We start from the raw sequence: 14156 nt of genomic DNA, 5'->3' as shown, positions 1-14156 counted from the left end.
CCGCATAATTGCTGCTGAGATTAGGATCGAGTTTTCGCGCACGTGCGACATCGGTGACAAACATCGTATAGGTTCCGTTGATCACTTTGTCAAGTTCGGCACGTTCAAGATCACTCCACTTCCGATCAAATGTTCCCACCTGTTTGTAGGTTCCGGCATGGACGGTTTGCGTTTTTACCCCCACTTTTTCCATGAGTTCGGAAATATCAGCCCCTTGCATAATGACGCCGATGGAGCCGATCATACTGCCGGGGTTGGCGATAATCTCATTCCCCCAGATAGCGGAATAGTATCCGCCGCTTGCCATGATCCCTGCCGCATAGACGACGGTCGGTTTAACTTCACTGAGGCGTTTGATGGCATACGCGATTTCAACCGAGGGGGCGACGGCTCCGCCGGGAGAGTCGATGCTGAATAAGACCCCCTTAATGTCCTTATTTTCACGTGCTTCATCGAGTTGTTCAACAATCGATGTTGCGTCCAAAATAGGCCCTGTCAGGGTTATTTTTTGCAGGTTATGGGGGGAAATTCCCTCATCGCCTGAGGGGAGAAAAAGCCATAAGACAAATAAAACCAAAACGGTTGCTTTGAAATGCCCTTGGATAAATCGTAGCCCCGCTGCGAGACACGAGCCTATTTTTTTGATGATTTCCATCATTGTACTTTCTCCCCTTGAATATAGATCGATTCGATAACACGAGGCTGATTGATGAGATGAATCGGAAGTTGCTCATTAATAGGATAATTGACCCGCATAACAAGGATATCCGCATCGTAATCGGGCATGATTTTACCACAATTGAGGCGCAATGCTTCCGCCGCGTCCGATGTGACCCCTCGCCACAGTTTTTGTGCTAAGGTAAGGAGATCATCGTTCGGGTGGATAAAGAGGGCAATTTTCATCTCTTCGAACAGATCGAGGGTGTAGTTGGAACTCAGACCGTCGGTTCCGCAGAGAAAACGAATAGTTTTCTCCTCTAAAGGTTTTAGATCGAGTACTCCGTTTCCAAGGAGACGGTTGGAGATAGGGCAGTGGATGATCGTATGCTTCCCCTCGGAGATGGTCGCTAATTCTTCCTCAGAAGCGTGAATCGCGTGGGTAAAGAGGGTAGGAACGTCACGAAAATAGCTCAAAAACTCTTCGGCGGTATTGGCGGCTTGAGTCTGTTTGAGAAAGTTTTGAAAAAACGGTGCAAAAGCTCCGCTGTTATTGTCTAACCATTCTCGCTCAGCCGGGCTTTCCATAAAATGAGCAGTGACACGCAGCTCTTTATCTTTTGCGTATTTGAGTCCTTTTTGGATCAATACCCGATGGACGGAGTAGGGGGAATGGATAGCAACAGAGGGATAAAAACCGTCGCGTTTGAGTTCTTGAGAGGCAAATAGGCGCTCTTGAAAATTGCCATACAGCGCATCCGCCATCATGGGATCGGAGCCGATGAGTTCGTTGAAAAAGACCACTTTTTGAGGGGCCTTGAAACACGGCTCCAAATCAAAACCGTAGGAACTGACCGCACCGAACGCCGTGATACCGTTGGAGAGCATCATCTCTATAGCACGCGTCGTACACCCATCATCGCACTCGTTAACCAGTTCATCGCGCGATGCAATAACACTGGAGAGCCACGGCATAAATTCACCGTAGGTGAGGGTTGAACGGTTGGCACTAAACTCCAAATGGACGTGAGCGTTGATGAGGCCGGGAACAAGAATCGATCCCTCTCCCAGCTCCGTACATTGTGCGCCGTAACGGGAGCGTAAAGTGTCGTTAGGAGAAACGTCGATAATGGTTTTGTCAAATACGATACCGTGATCACGGAGGATCGTTCCATCGGTAAAAAGTGCGTCGGCTAGGAGTATTTTCATTTTTTAGCTTCTTTGGTTGAATTTGAATCTATAATTGTTTCTTGCAAAATATACTTTTTGTTAATGCGATAAATATTTGTATTATTATCATCATCTGTTTTTACAATATATTCATCACCAATACTACTTAATATTTTGAATTCCATTCCATTGAATTTGTAAAGAGTTGATGCATTAAAGTCGGTAGTGAATTGAAGATATCCAATATATGATCCCATTTTAAGCATCTGAAATGGTCTAAAAACTAATGGATTAGGTGCATTTAACATCGCTGGAATAAATGAAAACATAATAGTTGCAGAAGTAATAATTGAAATACCAACAAATACTTGTTTATTTATTGAATGTTTATTATCAAATCCAAATGAATAGAATAAGTTAGTAGAGAAAGATATTAAAGCAAGCCCAATAGTAATATATAGAAGTTGATCTGTATTTATAATATATGAGTCAAATGTTTTGATAAAAAGTAGTGGAAAAAATAGAATAATTGGAAGAATAAAATCAATAATTAAATTCGTTTTATATTCCTCAGTAGAGAAGCAATCTTTTGTTAATGCAAGTAGAATATATAATCCAAAAATATAAAAAGAATGTATGTGATACCCATTACTATCAATTAAAATCCATAAAATAATAACTAGCCAGCTTATTGGTAAACTTCCAAAAATATAAGATTTCCTTTGTTGTTTTGAGGGATCATTTATCATAAAAAGTAATGAAGGGATAATAAATAAAGTTGTAAGTGTTAAAGCCATTAAAAGACCTACACTAAAAATCCCAATGATGTAGCTTATTGCCGAAGAATTGGATATTGATGGCCAAAAGCCAATATGGTAATAATAAAAAAAACTAAGTATTATTCCAATCAAAAGGGATGAAGAATAGATAAGTTGAAAAGTATCACTGATTGTAAGTGATTTTTCTTTTTCATCCGTTATAGTTTTCACATGATTTTCATTTGGCTGATTCATGATTACATTACTCCCAAATGCCGTTTTAGTTTCATCTCTACTTCCTCTATCTCTTTTAGCGTTAACACCGTACATTTTTTCGTTTCATCGATACGGCTGAGGTCAAGTGTGCAGAGTTCATTGATACAGATTTCACTGTTCTGCTCTAAGGCATCGCGCTTTTTAATCATGACCCGTATATCACCGCCTGAGAGTTGCGTAGTTAGTGGGATAACGGTGATTCCTTTAAACGCGACGAGATCGATGTTGCGGTTGGCGATGTCGTTTTGGATGATGAGGGCGGGGCGGATTTTACCGAATTCACTGTTGTATTTTTTCCCGAAATTGACGAGATAAATCTCTCCGCGACGAATAGTGCTCATGCCAAATCCTCGATAACCTCTTCGATCTCTAAAAACTCTTTGTAGGCATCCGTGTTTAACGCTTTTTGGTTGCTCATCAGATAGAGTTCATCTTCGATTTGCTCTCTCACTTTTTTGTAAAGTGCGTAAGGAAGCAACACGCTTTTAGGTTCATGGCGGCGACCGTCTTCGATCAAGGTTATGCCATCCGTTGCATTGAGTAATGCAGGATGACGGAGAATATCGGTAGTTGTAACGGTAGTCATCACACACCTCTTATATTTGATTGTATTGATACAATTGTATCATATGTATTAATAAATGTATCATGTTGTATTCTAACTCGATTTAGTTCCTTATAATATAGAACCCCTTATAATCTATACTTTAAAACACCAATCAAGGTTAATCAATGAAAATAGTCGTTATCCAAGGGCCGAACCTCAATATGTTAGGGGTTCGTGAGCAGCAAGTGTACGGACCGATGCGTTTAGAGCAGATTCATGCACAGATGAAAGATGTCGCAACTCAAAACGGGGTAGAGATCGAGTTTTACCAAAGCAATTTAGAGGGTGAGATTGTCGATCGTATCCAAGAGTGTTACGGCGATGCCGATGGGATCATTATCAACCCTGCGGCCTATACCCATACCTCTATTGCAATCCGTGATGCGATCAGTGCGGTAAATCTTCCGACGATCGAAGTTCATATCAGCAACATCTACCGTCGTGAAGAGTTTCGTCAAAAAAGTATGACGGCTCCTGCGTGTACCTCTTCGGTCATCGGATTCGGACCTTTCGGTTATCATTTGGCCATGGTGGGGATGATGCAGATTCTTAGCGAAATCAATGCAATGCGTCAGGCTCAAGCACCGGCACAACAAGGTGCAGAAGAAGAATAAGCGATGCCGCTTCGCCGTAAACTTGATGAGAAACATACCATTTATGTGGATCATAATTTCCCCAAAACACTCCCTCAAGCGGAGGGGTTTCGTTATCGCGTCCTTTTGGGAGTAGGGGGGAATATCGGCGATGTAAAGCGGCGGATGAATCATTTGTGGATTCATTTGCGTCATTTATCGATGCTCATTCCTCTGAAAAGCGGGGTGATTCTTCGCAATCCCCCTTTCGGGTATACGGAGCAGAATGATTTTGAGAATACCGTCATCGAAGTTGCAACCTCACTGGAACCTAAAGCCCTTTTGCGGTTGATTTGGCGGATCGAGAAACGTTTTGGGCGGCGTCGCAGTTTTGCGAATGCGCCGAGGACGTTAGACTTGGATATACTATTCTTTGAGAAACGGTTTATTCGAACCAAAGAGTTAAGTATTCCTCATCCTCATTGGCGTGAGCGGGTGAGTGTAACCATACCGCTTGGAAGTTTAGCTCGAAAGAGCGCACGGAGATATTATGAAAATCTTGACATTTAGCGGTGCCACCCCTGCTGAAGCGCTTAAAAAAGCACAATTGGAGGTAGGCGAGGAAGCGATGTTGATCGAAACTCGCGAAGTACAGAAAAAATCGCTTGGAAAAAGTGCTCTGTATGAGATTGTGGTAGGAGTCGAAGAGAACTCTATCCCTGCCCCTAAAGCCAAGCCCAAAGCGGAAGAGACGTTTATGAAACAGCGTCCGTTGGCACAAAAAAGCAGTGATGTCCTCTACAATATTTCCGAAGCGGCAAAACAAATCTCCAAAATCGCCGAAGTAACCGAAGAAGAACGCCCCTCCCGCCAAGCTCCTGTGAGAGAGAGCGAAGATCTTAAACGGATTAAAGAAGAGATTGAGAAACTAGGCGATAAAGTCAAACTGATTCAAAATATGTTTTGGTCTGAAAAATCCCCGAAAACAACTGCCGCTATCCCCCCTGAATTTGCCGAGATTTATCGTCTTGCGCAACAAAGCGGAATGGATCAGGATCATCTCGATGAGATTATGCATCTTACTTTGGAGCATATGCCCTCAAAAATGAGAGAGAGTTCCGAAACCGTCAAACGCTATTTTCAAGTATTGATGCGAAAAATGATCCCTGTACGTATGGAGACACCGCCGAAAGCAGGGAGCAAAAAAGTGATTATGCTCGTTGGTCCTACGGGTGTCGGTAAAACAACCTCGATTGCGAAGCTGGCGGCTCGCTTTTCGTACCTATTGGAGAAAAAATATAAAGTAGGGCTCGTGGTACTCGATACCTACCGTATCGGTGCGGTGGAGCAGTTGATGCAATATGCACGTATGATGAAACTGGGGATTGAGACGGTTGTCGATCCTCCGGAGTTTTCGAGCGCCCTCAACGCGTTGCGTTACAGTGATTATATCTTGATCGATACGATGGGGTCCTCTCCGTACGATAAAGGGAAAATCGAGAAGATATACGAATGTCTGCGTGATAACAATACCGATTACAGCGTAGATGTCGTTTTGGTTATGCCAAGCTCGATTAAGTACGATGATCTTAAAGCAACGTATGAGAATTTTGCACCGCTTGGGATCGATACGATGATGTTTACGAAACTCGATGAGACGAGAGGATTCGGAAATATTTTCTCGCTCGTGTATGAGACCAAAGTGCCGATCAGCTATTTCTCAGTCGGTCAGGAAGTTCCTGAAGATTTGGTCGCGGCAACGTCTGATTTCTTAGTCGATTGTCTGATGAACGGATTCAGCAGAGGTGAGAGTGCATGACTCACCAAGCGTCCAAACTCGAAGCCCTTGTTAATCAAAACCGAAATCTGGTAGCGAAAAAAACCAGATTCATTGCGATAACAAGCGGCAAGGGGGGAGTCGGAAAAAGTACGATCAGTTCCAATATGGCGTATGTAATGGCGAAATACGGGTTGAAAGTGGGAATATTCGATGCCGATATCGGACTTGCCAACCTTGATGTTATGTTTAACGTCAAAATCAAAAAAAATATTTTGCACGTCCTCAAAGGGGAAGCAACCGTTGAGGAGATTTTGGTTCCGATTGAGCCGAATCTGGTCCTAATCCCCGGTGAAAGCGGTGAAGAGATTTTTAAATACGCTTCGGGGGGATTGTTCGAGCGGTTTATGGAACAAGCCAATGTTCTGGATGATTTGGATGTGATGATCATCGATACGGGTGCGGGGATCGGGGAACATATACAGCTCTTTTTACGTGCGTGTGATGATGTCATCGTCGTAACGGTTCCCGATCCTGCGGCGATTACCGATGCGTATGCTACAATCAAGGTAACGGCACGTTTACGCGATGAGATTAATGTCATTATGAATCAGGTTCGCTCACCCAAAGAGGCGGAAGGATTGTTCGAGAAAATTCACAAAGTCGCAGCCGCAAATATCGGAGGCTCTTTGAAGCTGAGTTATTTAGGTCAGATTTCAAGTGATCCTAAAATATCGACCAGTGTCAAAAAAAGAGCCCTTTTTTCGCGTGATTTTCCGACGGCAACACCGACGAATGAATTAGAGCTGATTGTTAAGCGTATCGCCAAAAAACTGGAACGAAACGTGCTGGTAGATCCCAAAGAGAGCGGGTTAGGTGGGCTGTTTAAACGTCTAATGGAACATTTTTAATCCACAGTGTTCGCAGAATAAGGCAAATACTGCTTTTTTGGATAGACAGCAACGATAAGGATAAAAAGATATGCGGGGTTCGAATTTTGTCTCTTTTCTAACAGTACAGGGTTTTTTTATCGGTATTGTTTTTGGGATACTTCAATCGGATTCTGCGGAGAGCTTTTTGGGATATGTTGCCCTCATTAGCTTGTTTTTTTACCTATTTGCCCATTTATTCGTAGGATTCTTTTTCCAATCGTTGGGAGTTAAAGCGCAAACGTTTCCGAAAAAAGCGCATGAGCATAATCTCGACTTTTTTGTGCGCGAAATCAATAAGCGTGAACAGTTTATTGACGCGTTTTATACCCATAAATCAGAGTTACTCGATGATCATCAAGGGCGGGGGAAAGTATGAGCGGTGCCAATGTTTATACTCAAGAGTTAAAACATCGTGAAGATCAGCTCGCACTGCAATTTCTTCCTGCGGTCAAAGCGATGTCTTTTCGTCTGAAAGAGCGCCTTCCAAGCTCTATCGATTATATGGACCTTTGTGCTATCGGAACCGAAGAATTGGTAAAATTGGCACGTCGCTATGATGAGGCTCAAAACGATTCGTTTTGGGGATATGCCAAAACACGGGTTTATGGAGCGATGCTCGATTACCTCCGATCATTGGATATGGTAAGCCGCTCAAGCAGACGGCTGATCAAAGAGATCGATCATGCTATTGAGGTTTATATGGCCGATCATGACGATGAACCCAGCGATAATGAACTCTCACTCATTTTAGGGATCGAGCAGGAAAAAGTACGCGAAGCACGGATTGCTTCGGATATTTATACCGTGCTCCCTCTGGATGATCAGTTGGGAACTCCTGAAGAGAGCGGGATGCTGGAGAGGATGGAACACGAAGATCTGATCGAAGCGATTCAAGAGGTTTTGATGGGATTTGAAGAGCGTGAACAAATTATTATCCAGCTCTACTATTTTGAAGAGTTGACACTCAAAGAGATCAGTGAAATCGTCAATATCACCGAATCACGGATCTCACAAATCCATAAATCGGTTATACGACGGATTAAAGAAGCGGTAGGAGGGCAGTAATGGCAGATATATTATCCCAAGAAGAGATTGACGCCCTTTTAGACGTAGTTGATGATGAAGGGGATGGGGTACTCGAATCGAACGAAGACCCCCTATACCAACAGCGTCAAATAACCCTTTACGATTTCAAACGTCCTAACCGTGTCTCGAAAGAGCAGCTTCGGGCATTTCGCGGGATTCACGATAAGATGGCTCGCTCCATCGCATCACAAATTTCGGCCATTATGCGTTCCATCGTAGAGATTCAGCTTCACTCGGTCGATCAGATGACCTATGGTGAGTTTTTGATGTCGCTCCCCAATCCGACCAGCTTTAACGTCTTTTCGATGAAGCCGCTGGAAGGGAACGGTGTTTTAGAGATTAATCCCTCTATAGCATTTCCGATGTTGGATCGAATCTTGGGCGGGAAGGGTGAACCTTTCGAAGCCAATCGGGAATTTTCCGATATCGAACTCTCCCTTTTTGAGACGATTTTACGGGTTATGATGGGGACGCTTCGCGAAGCGTGGGGGCCGGTTACCGATCTTTATCCTCAGGTTGAATCGAAAGAATCGAGTCCGAACGTTGTCCAAATCGTTGCCCAAAATGAGATCGTCGTGATGGTCGTTATGGAGATTATCATCGGACACAGTTCGGGGATGATGAATATCTGTTATCCCGTTATCGCGTTGGAGCCGGTATTGCCGAAGTTGGCAAGCCGTGATTTGATGCTGAATGAAACGAGTTCGAAAAAAAGCCGTAACCAAGAGTTGCAAGTTCTACTCGGTGGAGCCCATGTTAATATTGAAGTGAATCTTGGGGAAGCAGAGTTAAGTCTCCATGAGCTTTTAGACTTAGGTGAAGGGGATATAATTCGGCTCAATATTCCGGCCGATGATGTTGTCAATGTCAGTGTTGACGGAAAAGCCCGCTTCGTCGGACAGATGGGACTACGGCGATTTCGCAAATCGATACAGATTACATCCCTTATCGATACCGAAAAAGATGCGGTCAAACGGGCACTTAAAGAGTTTGAGACGAAACGTAAGGCCCGTATCAGCGGGGTAAAAGAGATGATACGCGGACCTATAGATGAGGAGGATGAAGATGAGTGATTTTCCAGGGGTATTTGCAGCCGAAGCGGTTGCCACGATTGAGGGATTAACGGGGCAGGCACCTACTATTACCCTTAAAGAAGCAGAAGATATCTCCATCATCTCTAATGTGATTCCTCCAATCGCTCAGATTCATGTGAGTTTCAGCGGTGCGGCTTCAGGACGCGGGATTGTGATGATGCCTCCTCAGCTGGCAACGGCGCTGGGTGATATGATGCTTGGCGGTGAGGGGGAAGCCCAAGATACGATGTCGGATGAAGATATGGATGCGGCCAAAGAGATCGTTTCCAATATCGTGGGAGCCATGAGTACATCGCTATCCTCACAAAAAGAGCTGCCGAAATTTACGATTAAACCCGAACGTGCGGAGTTTATTCCTGAGAGCGGCGAGGTCAACCTCGATGCCTATGCAAAAATGTTTGTGTTCACCTTTTCATTGGGGGCGATTAACTCTTTGATGATGCTCGCGATTGATTCAAATATTAATGATGCTTTGAGCGGAGAAAAACCCTCAGCTGCGAAACCGAGCAGTAGCGGAAATATTTTTGATGCACCATCAAGTGAACCTGCGATTAAACTCGAAGACGGCGAGATGAAAAATATCGGTTTGATCATGGGGGTCAAACTCCCCGTTCGCGTCCGAATCGGAAAGAAAAAGATGCTCCTTAAAGATGTCCTTAGCATGGATATCGGTTCCGTTATTGAGCTGAATCAGCTTGCGAACGATCCTCTTGATATTTTGGTCGATGACCATGTGATCGCTCAAGGTGAAGTTGTTATCGTGGATGGAAACTTCGGTGTCCAGATCACCTCTATCGGAACCAAACGCGATCGTCTGAATAAACTCAAAGGTTAGTTAATGCCTCCGCATCACAAAAAAAAAGAAAAAGAGTACCCAAGCAGCCGTTATGTCAAAGATATAAAATCAGCGGATGTTTGGAGTGTGTTTAAAATTATTGCCGACTTTGTACAGGGATTTGATGAACTGGGGGATTTGGGGCCGTCAGTAACGATCTTCGGCAGTGCACGGGTTGATGAAAAGCATCCTTATTATCAGCAAGCGATGGAACTCTCCAGTATGTTGGGCGCCAGAGGCTACAACGTTATTACCGGCGGCGGTCCGGGTGTTATGGAAGCGGCCAATCGCGGTGCGTATGAGCATGAAGATGTCGAATCGATCGGTTTGAATATCGAATTGGCCTCAGAACAGCAGCCTAATCCTTATATCACCAAAGGGCGAAGCTTCGACTATTTTTTCTCCCGCAAAGTGATGCTGGTCAAATATTCGATGGCGTATGTCATTTTTCCGGGGGGATTTGGAACTCTCGATGAGATGTTTGAGGCATTGACACTTATTCAAACCCGTAAAGTGTGGGGTGTTCGACTGTTTGTCATCGGGACGGAGTTTTACACGCCGCTGATCCAATTTATTCGAGACAAAATGTTGGCTGAGGGGATGATCGACGAGGCGGATTTGAAATTGATGATAGTGACCGATGATCTCTCCCTTGTTGTCAGAGAGATCGAAAAATCGTTGATTGCGCAGATAGTCACAATGGAAAAAGAGGGGCTGGATAAAACGAAATATTATCAAGTCCTCTCTTCGTATATGGCCGATAGAGATAAAGTTGATGAGAGCAGTATCTAATGGGTAAAAAAGTATTGATCGGGATGAGCGGAGGGGTCGATTCGACCGTTTCGACACTGTTGCTCAAAGAAGAAGGGTATGAGGTCGAAGGGGTTTATATGAAACTCCATTCCAAACCGGGCTACCATGAGATTCATCAAGTACGTGCTCAGCGGGCGGCTGACTTTGCGGGGGTCAAACTGCATATCCTCGATCTGCAAGAGGAGTTTAACGCTAAAGTTTTTACCCCTTTTATCGAAACGTATCGTGAGGGGAAAACCCCTAACCCGTGCGCGTTGTGCAACCGTAACATCAAATTCGGAGCGATGGTTGCTTATGCTGATAGTATCGGTGCTGATTACGTCGCTACGGGGCATTATATCCGCCATGACGGGCAGTATCTTCTCCAAGCGCAGGATGATACGAAAGATCAAAGCTATTTTCTTTTTTACATCGATCCGGCTTTAGTACCGCGACTTCTGTTTCCGTTAGGGGAACGGCATAAAAGTGATATCAAAGCGTATGCGGCGGGTATCGAGGGATTAGAATCGTTTGCGTCACAAAGCGAATCAAGCGAAATTTGTTTCGTCGAGACTACGTATATGGATGTCCTTAAACCGTATGTTCCGGTAGATCAAGAGGGTGACGTTCTTGATATGAGCGGCAATGTGGTCGGTAAGCACAAAGGGTATATGCACTACACGATCGGCAAGCGTAAAGGGTTCAATGTTCACGGTGCACATGATCCCCATTTCGTCGTTGCGATCAAACCTGATACCAACCAGATCGTCGTTGGGACACGCGAAGATTTAGAGTGTCGACGCGTGGAGTTGGAGCGAGTCAATATGTTCGATTCCCGTAGCGAGTTTGAGTGTGACGTGAAACTTCGCTATCGAACCACGGCGGTGCGATGCTCCGTGAAAATCGACGGCAATCATGCTGTTGTCGAACTACACGAACCTGTGTTGGGTGTTGCTTCGGGTCAGGCAGGGGTCTTTTATGACGGAGAAAAACTTCTCGGCGGCGGGTGGATCGTTTGATCCGATCCAAAAAGAAAATCATCGCTGCAGGGATTATCGGCAATGTTATCGAATATTACGATTTTGCCCTTATCGGTTTTTTAGCGGTGATGATGGGGAATCTGTTTTTCCCATCACATGATCCTTTTCTCTCATTATTAGGCTCTTTCGGAGCTTTTGCCGCAGGGATGATTATGCGTCCCGTCGGGGCATTGGTCTTCGGTCACATCGGTGATCGGATAGGACGTCGCTTCGCGTTGATGACTTCGCTTGCGCTCATGGCACTCCCTACCTTTTTGATCGGTTTTTTGCCTACCTATGCTCAAATCGGGATTATGGCTCCGATTCTTCTGGTCGCTCTTCGGATGATTCAGGGGCTTTCCGTCGGAGGAGAATATGCCAGCTCCATTGTCTATCTGGTTGAGCAATCCTCCCCCAATCGTCAAAATCTTTACGGCTCTTTTGTCTCTGTCGGGGCAAAGATCGGGATGGCTCTAGGCTCAGGATTGTGCGGCGCGTTGCTATGGTATTTGGGCGAAGATGCAATGGGTGAGTGGGGGTGGAGAATTCCGTTTTGGACAAGTATCGTTATTGCGGCAGCGGGGTTGTATCTGCGCCGTAATCTAACCGATGAGTATCAGCCGAGTGAAGATAAAACGGTCCCTATTGTGGCGATTTTACGTCACCATCGCTCTGAGTTTTGGCAGTTTTTAACCGTCGCATCGTCGATTTGGATTTTTTATTACACCGTATTCGTTTATCTCCCCATTTGGCTGGAAGGATCTGCTGGACTTAGTAAGGCAGAAGCGGGGCAGATCAATACCCTTTCCATTATTGTCGGGGTCATTTTTATCCCGTTGATGGCTATGGTAGCGGATAAAATCGGCTCACGACGGGTGATGCGGATCGCGGCATTAGGACTTGCGATAGGAATTTATCCTTTAATGGTAGGGATGAGTATCGGCGGATATTGGGCGTCGTTAGCGGGGACGATCGTGATGGTCATCTTCTTATGTGCATTTCAGGCGCCGATTTTCGCCTCGACGGTAATGGCTTTGAAATATCATGGCTATCGTGCATCGTTTACAGCGGTTATTTTGGGAAGTGCGGCAGGAATTGTCGGGGGATTAACCCCCGTTTTGATGACGTCGTTAGAGAAACTGAGCGGCGATCCGTATGCTCCGGCATCTCTTATCGCCGCAACATCACTGATCGGGTGGATTGTCCTTAGACGTGCACCGGCTTAAAGAGGGATTTCATTAGAGGAAATTGCATAATTTTCTCAGGGTTAGCCTCCCCGTTGATGTTAACAATTTTAAGACGACCGTAACCGTTGTTGAAGTCATTCGCTAAATCGTAAACCACTCCGATAATAGTAAGCTTTCCGCTCTCCACATCCCCTTTAAACTCTTTTTGTGCGTAATAGGTTTGTTGATGAACGTTGCTGATAACCGCTGAGAGCCATTTGGCCTCTTCGGTACCGCTGAGGGACGTTTTACGTACCGCTAATGAGAGGGAATCAAGCTCTTGGATGATATGCGGCCCCTCGGCAGAGTAATCGCTCAGAGCTGCTTTAATGGCACCGCATCGCGAATGGCCGACGATAATCAACAACGGCGTATTAAGATGGCGGATTCCGTATTCGACACTCCCCATGTTGGAGCTGAATTGGTTACCGATATTGCGGATAATGAAGAGATCGTTTTCGGCCGTTTTATCGAGTGCGTCGCTTTGGAAACGGGAATCCGAACATCCTATGATAGTTGCACGGGGGTGCTGAGAATTTTTGAACTTTTCGAAAAAAGCGGAACCTTGGTGGTTGACGTAATAATCGTTTTGAGAGATCACTTCGGCAAACATTTTATTCGCCATTTCTTGTAACTCTTGGGTATTGGGAGCGCTATGATGAGAAGCCGATGCGCCATGATCGGCTGAGGAAGCCAATGCCAGCGAGCCGGTAGTGAGGGCAAAAAATTTGAGAAACGTCCGTTTATTCATTTGGGTTATCCTTTTTACTAAGTAGGATAGTGTACCATAAAATCAAAACGTCAGTGAACCATTTCCCTCACTCGTGTCTTCGCTCACTTGCGGAGTTTCCGTCTCGATCAAGGGGGTCTCTTCATGAGCTGTTTCGCTAAATAAATCGCTGATGCTTCCGTTACTCTCTTGGGTCATACTCTCTTCGGCTTTCGGAGGAGTCATCACCTCTTTAAATTCGGGGATAACGACCCCTCTGCGTTTCATAATTTTATAGATAATGCGGGAGCGGTTTTTGACGTATTTTTGATCTCCGATCGGGCTATATTTGATCGGATTAGGGAGAATGGACGCTAATCGTGAAGCTTCACGTGCGGTGAGCCTCTTGGCACTTTTTCCGTAGTAATGACGTGCCGCCGCTTCAATCCCGAAAATTCCGTCTCCCCATTCGGCAACGTTAAGATAAATTTCCAAAATACGGCGTTTGGAGAGGGTGTTTTCGATACGCCATGTGATGATGGCCTCTTTGATTTTGCGAACCGGATTTTTGCTCGGGGAGAGATAGAGATTTTTAGAGAGTTGTTGGCTGATCGTGCTTCCTCCGGCAACGACCCCTTTTTTCAGA

General features: G+C 45.0%; 18 protein-coding genes. 11 read left to right on the top strand and 7 right to left on the bottom strand.

Annotated features, from left to right (window positions below; translation table 11 throughout):
* The 5 genes from sppA to A2517_RS07775 form a co-directional block, all read right to left on the bottom strand.
* Positions 1-658 (bottom strand): signal peptide peptidase SppA (sppA, locus tag A2517_RS07795; RefSeq protein WP_294895789.1); only part of this gene is annotated, 658 nt, incomplete at its 3' end.
* The gene (locus tag A2517_RS07790) at positions 655-1866 is read right to left on the bottom strand and encodes an aminofutalosine deaminase family hydrolase (RefSeq protein ID WP_294895787.1); all 1212 of its coding nucleotides are present in this window, start codon (positions 1864-1866) and stop codon (positions 655-657) included. The genes A2517_RS07790 and sppA, both read right to left, overlap by 4 nt.
* Positions 1863-2915, bottom strand: coding sequence for a hypothetical protein (locus A2517_RS07785; protein WP_294895785.1), 1053 nt, complete (start codon positions 2913-2915; stop codon positions 1863-1865). The genes A2517_RS07790 and A2517_RS07785 overlap by 4 nt, the downstream gene beginning before the upstream one ends.
* Positions 2843-3202, bottom strand: coding sequence for a type II toxin-antitoxin system PemK/MazF family toxin (locus A2517_RS07780; RefSeq protein ID WP_294895782.1), 360 nt, complete (start codon positions 3200-3202; stop codon positions 2843-2845). Before A2517_RS07780 ends, A2517_RS07785 begins: the two co-directional genes overlap by 73 nt.
* Positions 3199-3447 carry a hypothetical protein gene (locus A2517_RS07775; RefSeq protein WP_294895780.1) on the bottom strand — a complete coding sequence of 83 codons (249 nt, stop codon included), beginning with the start codon at positions 3445-3447 and terminating at the stop codon, positions 3199-3201. The genes A2517_RS07780 and A2517_RS07775 overlap by 4 nt, the downstream gene beginning before the upstream one ends.
* A 146-nt stretch (positions 3448-3593) precedes the next feature.
* Between A2517_RS07775 and aroQ the strand changes: the two genes are divergently transcribed.
* The 11 genes from aroQ (at position 3594) to A2517_RS07720 (ending at position 12801) form a co-directional block, all read left to right on the top strand.
* Positions 3594-4082: a type II 3-dehydroquinate dehydratase gene (aroQ, locus tag A2517_RS07770; protein WP_294895778.1), complete on the top strand. Its 489-nt coding sequence runs from the start codon at positions 3594-3596 to the stop codon at positions 4080-4082.
* A gap of 3 nt (positions 4083-4085) precedes the next feature.
* Positions 4086-4610 (top strand): 2-amino-4-hydroxy-6-hydroxymethyldihydropteridine diphosphokinase, encoded by a 525-nt coding sequence (gene folK / locus A2517_RS07765; protein WP_294895776.1) that lies wholly within the window; start codon positions 4086-4088, stop codon positions 4608-4610.
* Positions 4591-5859, top strand: a complete 1269-nt coding sequence (flhF, locus tag A2517_RS07760) for a flagellar biosynthesis protein FlhF (RefSeq protein ID WP_294895774.1) — start codon at positions 4591-4593, stop codon at positions 5857-5859. Before folK ends, flhF begins: the two co-directional genes overlap by 20 nt.
* Complete coding sequence (locus A2517_RS07755; RefSeq protein WP_294895772.1) at positions 5856-6728, top strand: P-loop NTPase; 873 nt, start codon at positions 5856-5858, stop codon at positions 6726-6728. The genes flhF and A2517_RS07755 overlap by 4 nt, the downstream gene beginning before the upstream one ends.
* A 70-nt stretch (positions 6729-6798) precedes the next feature.
* A complete protein-coding gene (locus A2517_RS07750; protein ID WP_294895771.1) occupies positions 6799-7125 on the top strand; it encodes a hypothetical protein in 327 nt (108 codons plus the stop codon).
* On the top strand, positions 7122-7814 hold the full coding sequence (locus tag A2517_RS07745; protein ID WP_294895769.1) for an RNA polymerase sigma factor FliA: 693 nt from the start codon (positions 7122-7124) through the stop codon (positions 7812-7814). The genes A2517_RS07750 and A2517_RS07745 overlap by 4 nt, the downstream gene beginning before the upstream one ends.
* Complete coding sequence (gene fliM, locus A2517_RS07740; protein WP_294895767.1) at positions 7814-8908, top strand: flagellar motor switch protein FliM; 1095 nt, start codon at positions 7814-7816, stop codon at positions 8906-8908. The genes A2517_RS07745 and fliM overlap by 1 nt, the downstream gene beginning before the upstream one ends.
* Entirely contained in the window at positions 8901-9764 is an 864-nt protein-coding gene (fliY, locus tag A2517_RS07735) for a flagellar motor switch protein FliY (protein WP_294895765.1), read from the top strand. Before fliM ends, fliY begins: the two co-directional genes overlap by 8 nt.
* Before the next feature lie 3 nt (positions 9765-9767).
* A complete protein-coding gene (locus A2517_RS07730) occupies positions 9768-10556 on the top strand; it encodes a TIGR00730 family Rossman fold protein (RefSeq protein ID WP_294895763.1) in 789 nt (262 codons plus the stop codon).
* The gene (mnmA, locus tag A2517_RS07725; protein WP_294895761.1) at positions 10556-11575 is read left to right on the top strand and encodes a tRNA 2-thiouridine(34) synthase MnmA; all 1020 of its coding nucleotides are present in this window, start codon (positions 10556-10558) and stop codon (positions 11573-11575) included. The genes A2517_RS07730 and mnmA overlap by 1 nt, the downstream gene beginning before the upstream one ends.
* A complete protein-coding gene (locus A2517_RS07720) occupies positions 11563-12801 on the top strand; it encodes an MFS transporter (RefSeq protein WP_294895759.1) in 1239 nt (412 codons plus the stop codon). The genes mnmA and A2517_RS07720 overlap by 13 nt, the downstream gene beginning before the upstream one ends.
* Here the strand turns inward: A2517_RS07720 and A2517_RS07715 are convergent.
* Together A2517_RS07715 and A2517_RS07710 are read right to left on the bottom strand one after the other, a co-directional pair.
* Positions 12782-13552 (bottom strand): carbonic anhydrase, encoded by a 771-nt coding sequence (locus A2517_RS07715; RefSeq protein WP_294895757.1) that lies wholly within the window; start codon positions 13550-13552, stop codon positions 12782-12784. The genes A2517_RS07720 and A2517_RS07715 overlap by 20 nt on opposite strands.
* A 42-nt stretch (positions 13553-13594) precedes the next feature.
* A partial coding sequence (locus A2517_RS07710; protein ID WP_294895755.1) for a transglycosylase domain-containing protein occupies positions 13595-14156 on the bottom strand: 562 nt, incomplete at its 5' end.

Source organism: Sulfuricurvum sp. RIFOXYD12_FULL_44_77 (assembly GCF_001830725.1).
Classification (GTDB): Bacteria; Campylobacterota; Campylobacteria; order Campylobacterales; family Sulfurimonadaceae; genus Sulfuricurvum; species Sulfuricurvum kujiense_A.
Note: the sequence above shows the minus strand (reverse complement) of the source record. Positions and strands in the feature narration are given on the sequence as shown.

What these genes read in the sequence shown, in the direction of transcription:
- fliY (WP_294895765.1), top strand. Translation starts at nt 8,901, where the DNA reads ATGAGTGATTTTCCAGGGGTATTTGCAGCCGAAGCGGTTGCCACGATT.
- A2517_RS07785 (WP_294895785.1), bottom strand. Translation starts at nt 2,915, where the DNA reads ATGTACGGTGTTAACGCTAAAAGAGATAGAGGAAGTAGAGATGAAACT.
- A2517_RS07750 (WP_294895771.1), top strand. Translation starts at nt 6,799, where the DNA reads ATGCGGGGTTCGAATTTTGTCTCTTTTCTAACAGTACAGGGTTTTTTT.
- A2517_RS07775 (WP_294895780.1), bottom strand. Translation starts at nt 3,447, where the DNA reads ATGACTACCGTTACAACTACCGATATTCTCCGTCATCCTGCATTACTC.
- A2517_RS07790 (WP_294895787.1), bottom strand. Translation starts at nt 1,866, where the DNA reads ATGAAAATACTCCTAGCCGACGCACTTTTTACCGATGGAACGATCCTC.
- A2517_RS07730 (WP_294895763.1), top strand. Translation starts at nt 9,768, where the DNA reads ATGCCTCCGCATCACAAAAAAAAAGAAAAAGAGTACCCAAGCAGCCGT.
- mnmA (WP_294895761.1), top strand. Translation starts at nt 10,556, where the DNA reads ATGGGTAAAAAAGTATTGATCGGGATGAGCGGAGGGGTCGATTCGACC.
- A2517_RS07715 (WP_294895757.1), bottom strand. Translation starts at nt 13,552, where the DNA reads ATGAATAAACGGACGTTTCTCAAATTTTTTGCCCTCACTACCGGCTCG.
- fliM (WP_294895767.1), top strand. Translation starts at nt 7,814, where the DNA reads ATGGCAGATATATTATCCCAAGAAGAGATTGACGCCCTTTTAGACGTA.
- A2517_RS07745 (WP_294895769.1), top strand. Translation starts at nt 7,122, where the DNA reads ATGAGCGGTGCCAATGTTTATACTCAAGAGTTAAAACATCGTGAAGAT.
- aroQ (WP_294895778.1), top strand. Translation starts at nt 3,594, where the DNA reads ATGAAAATAGTCGTTATCCAAGGGCCGAACCTCAATATGTTAGGGGTT.
- folK (WP_294895776.1), top strand. Translation starts at nt 4,086, where the DNA reads ATGCCGCTTCGCCGTAAACTTGATGAGAAACATACCATTTATGTGGAT.
- flhF (WP_294895774.1), top strand. Translation starts at nt 4,591, where the DNA reads ATGAAAATCTTGACATTTAGCGGTGCCACCCCTGCTGAAGCGCTTAAA.
- A2517_RS07780 (WP_294895782.1), bottom strand. Translation starts at nt 3,202, where the DNA reads ATGAGCACTATTCGTCGCGGAGAGATTTATCTCGTCAATTTCGGGAAA.
- A2517_RS07755 (WP_294895772.1), top strand. Translation starts at nt 5,856, where the DNA reads ATGACTCACCAAGCGTCCAAACTCGAAGCCCTTGTTAATCAAAACCGA.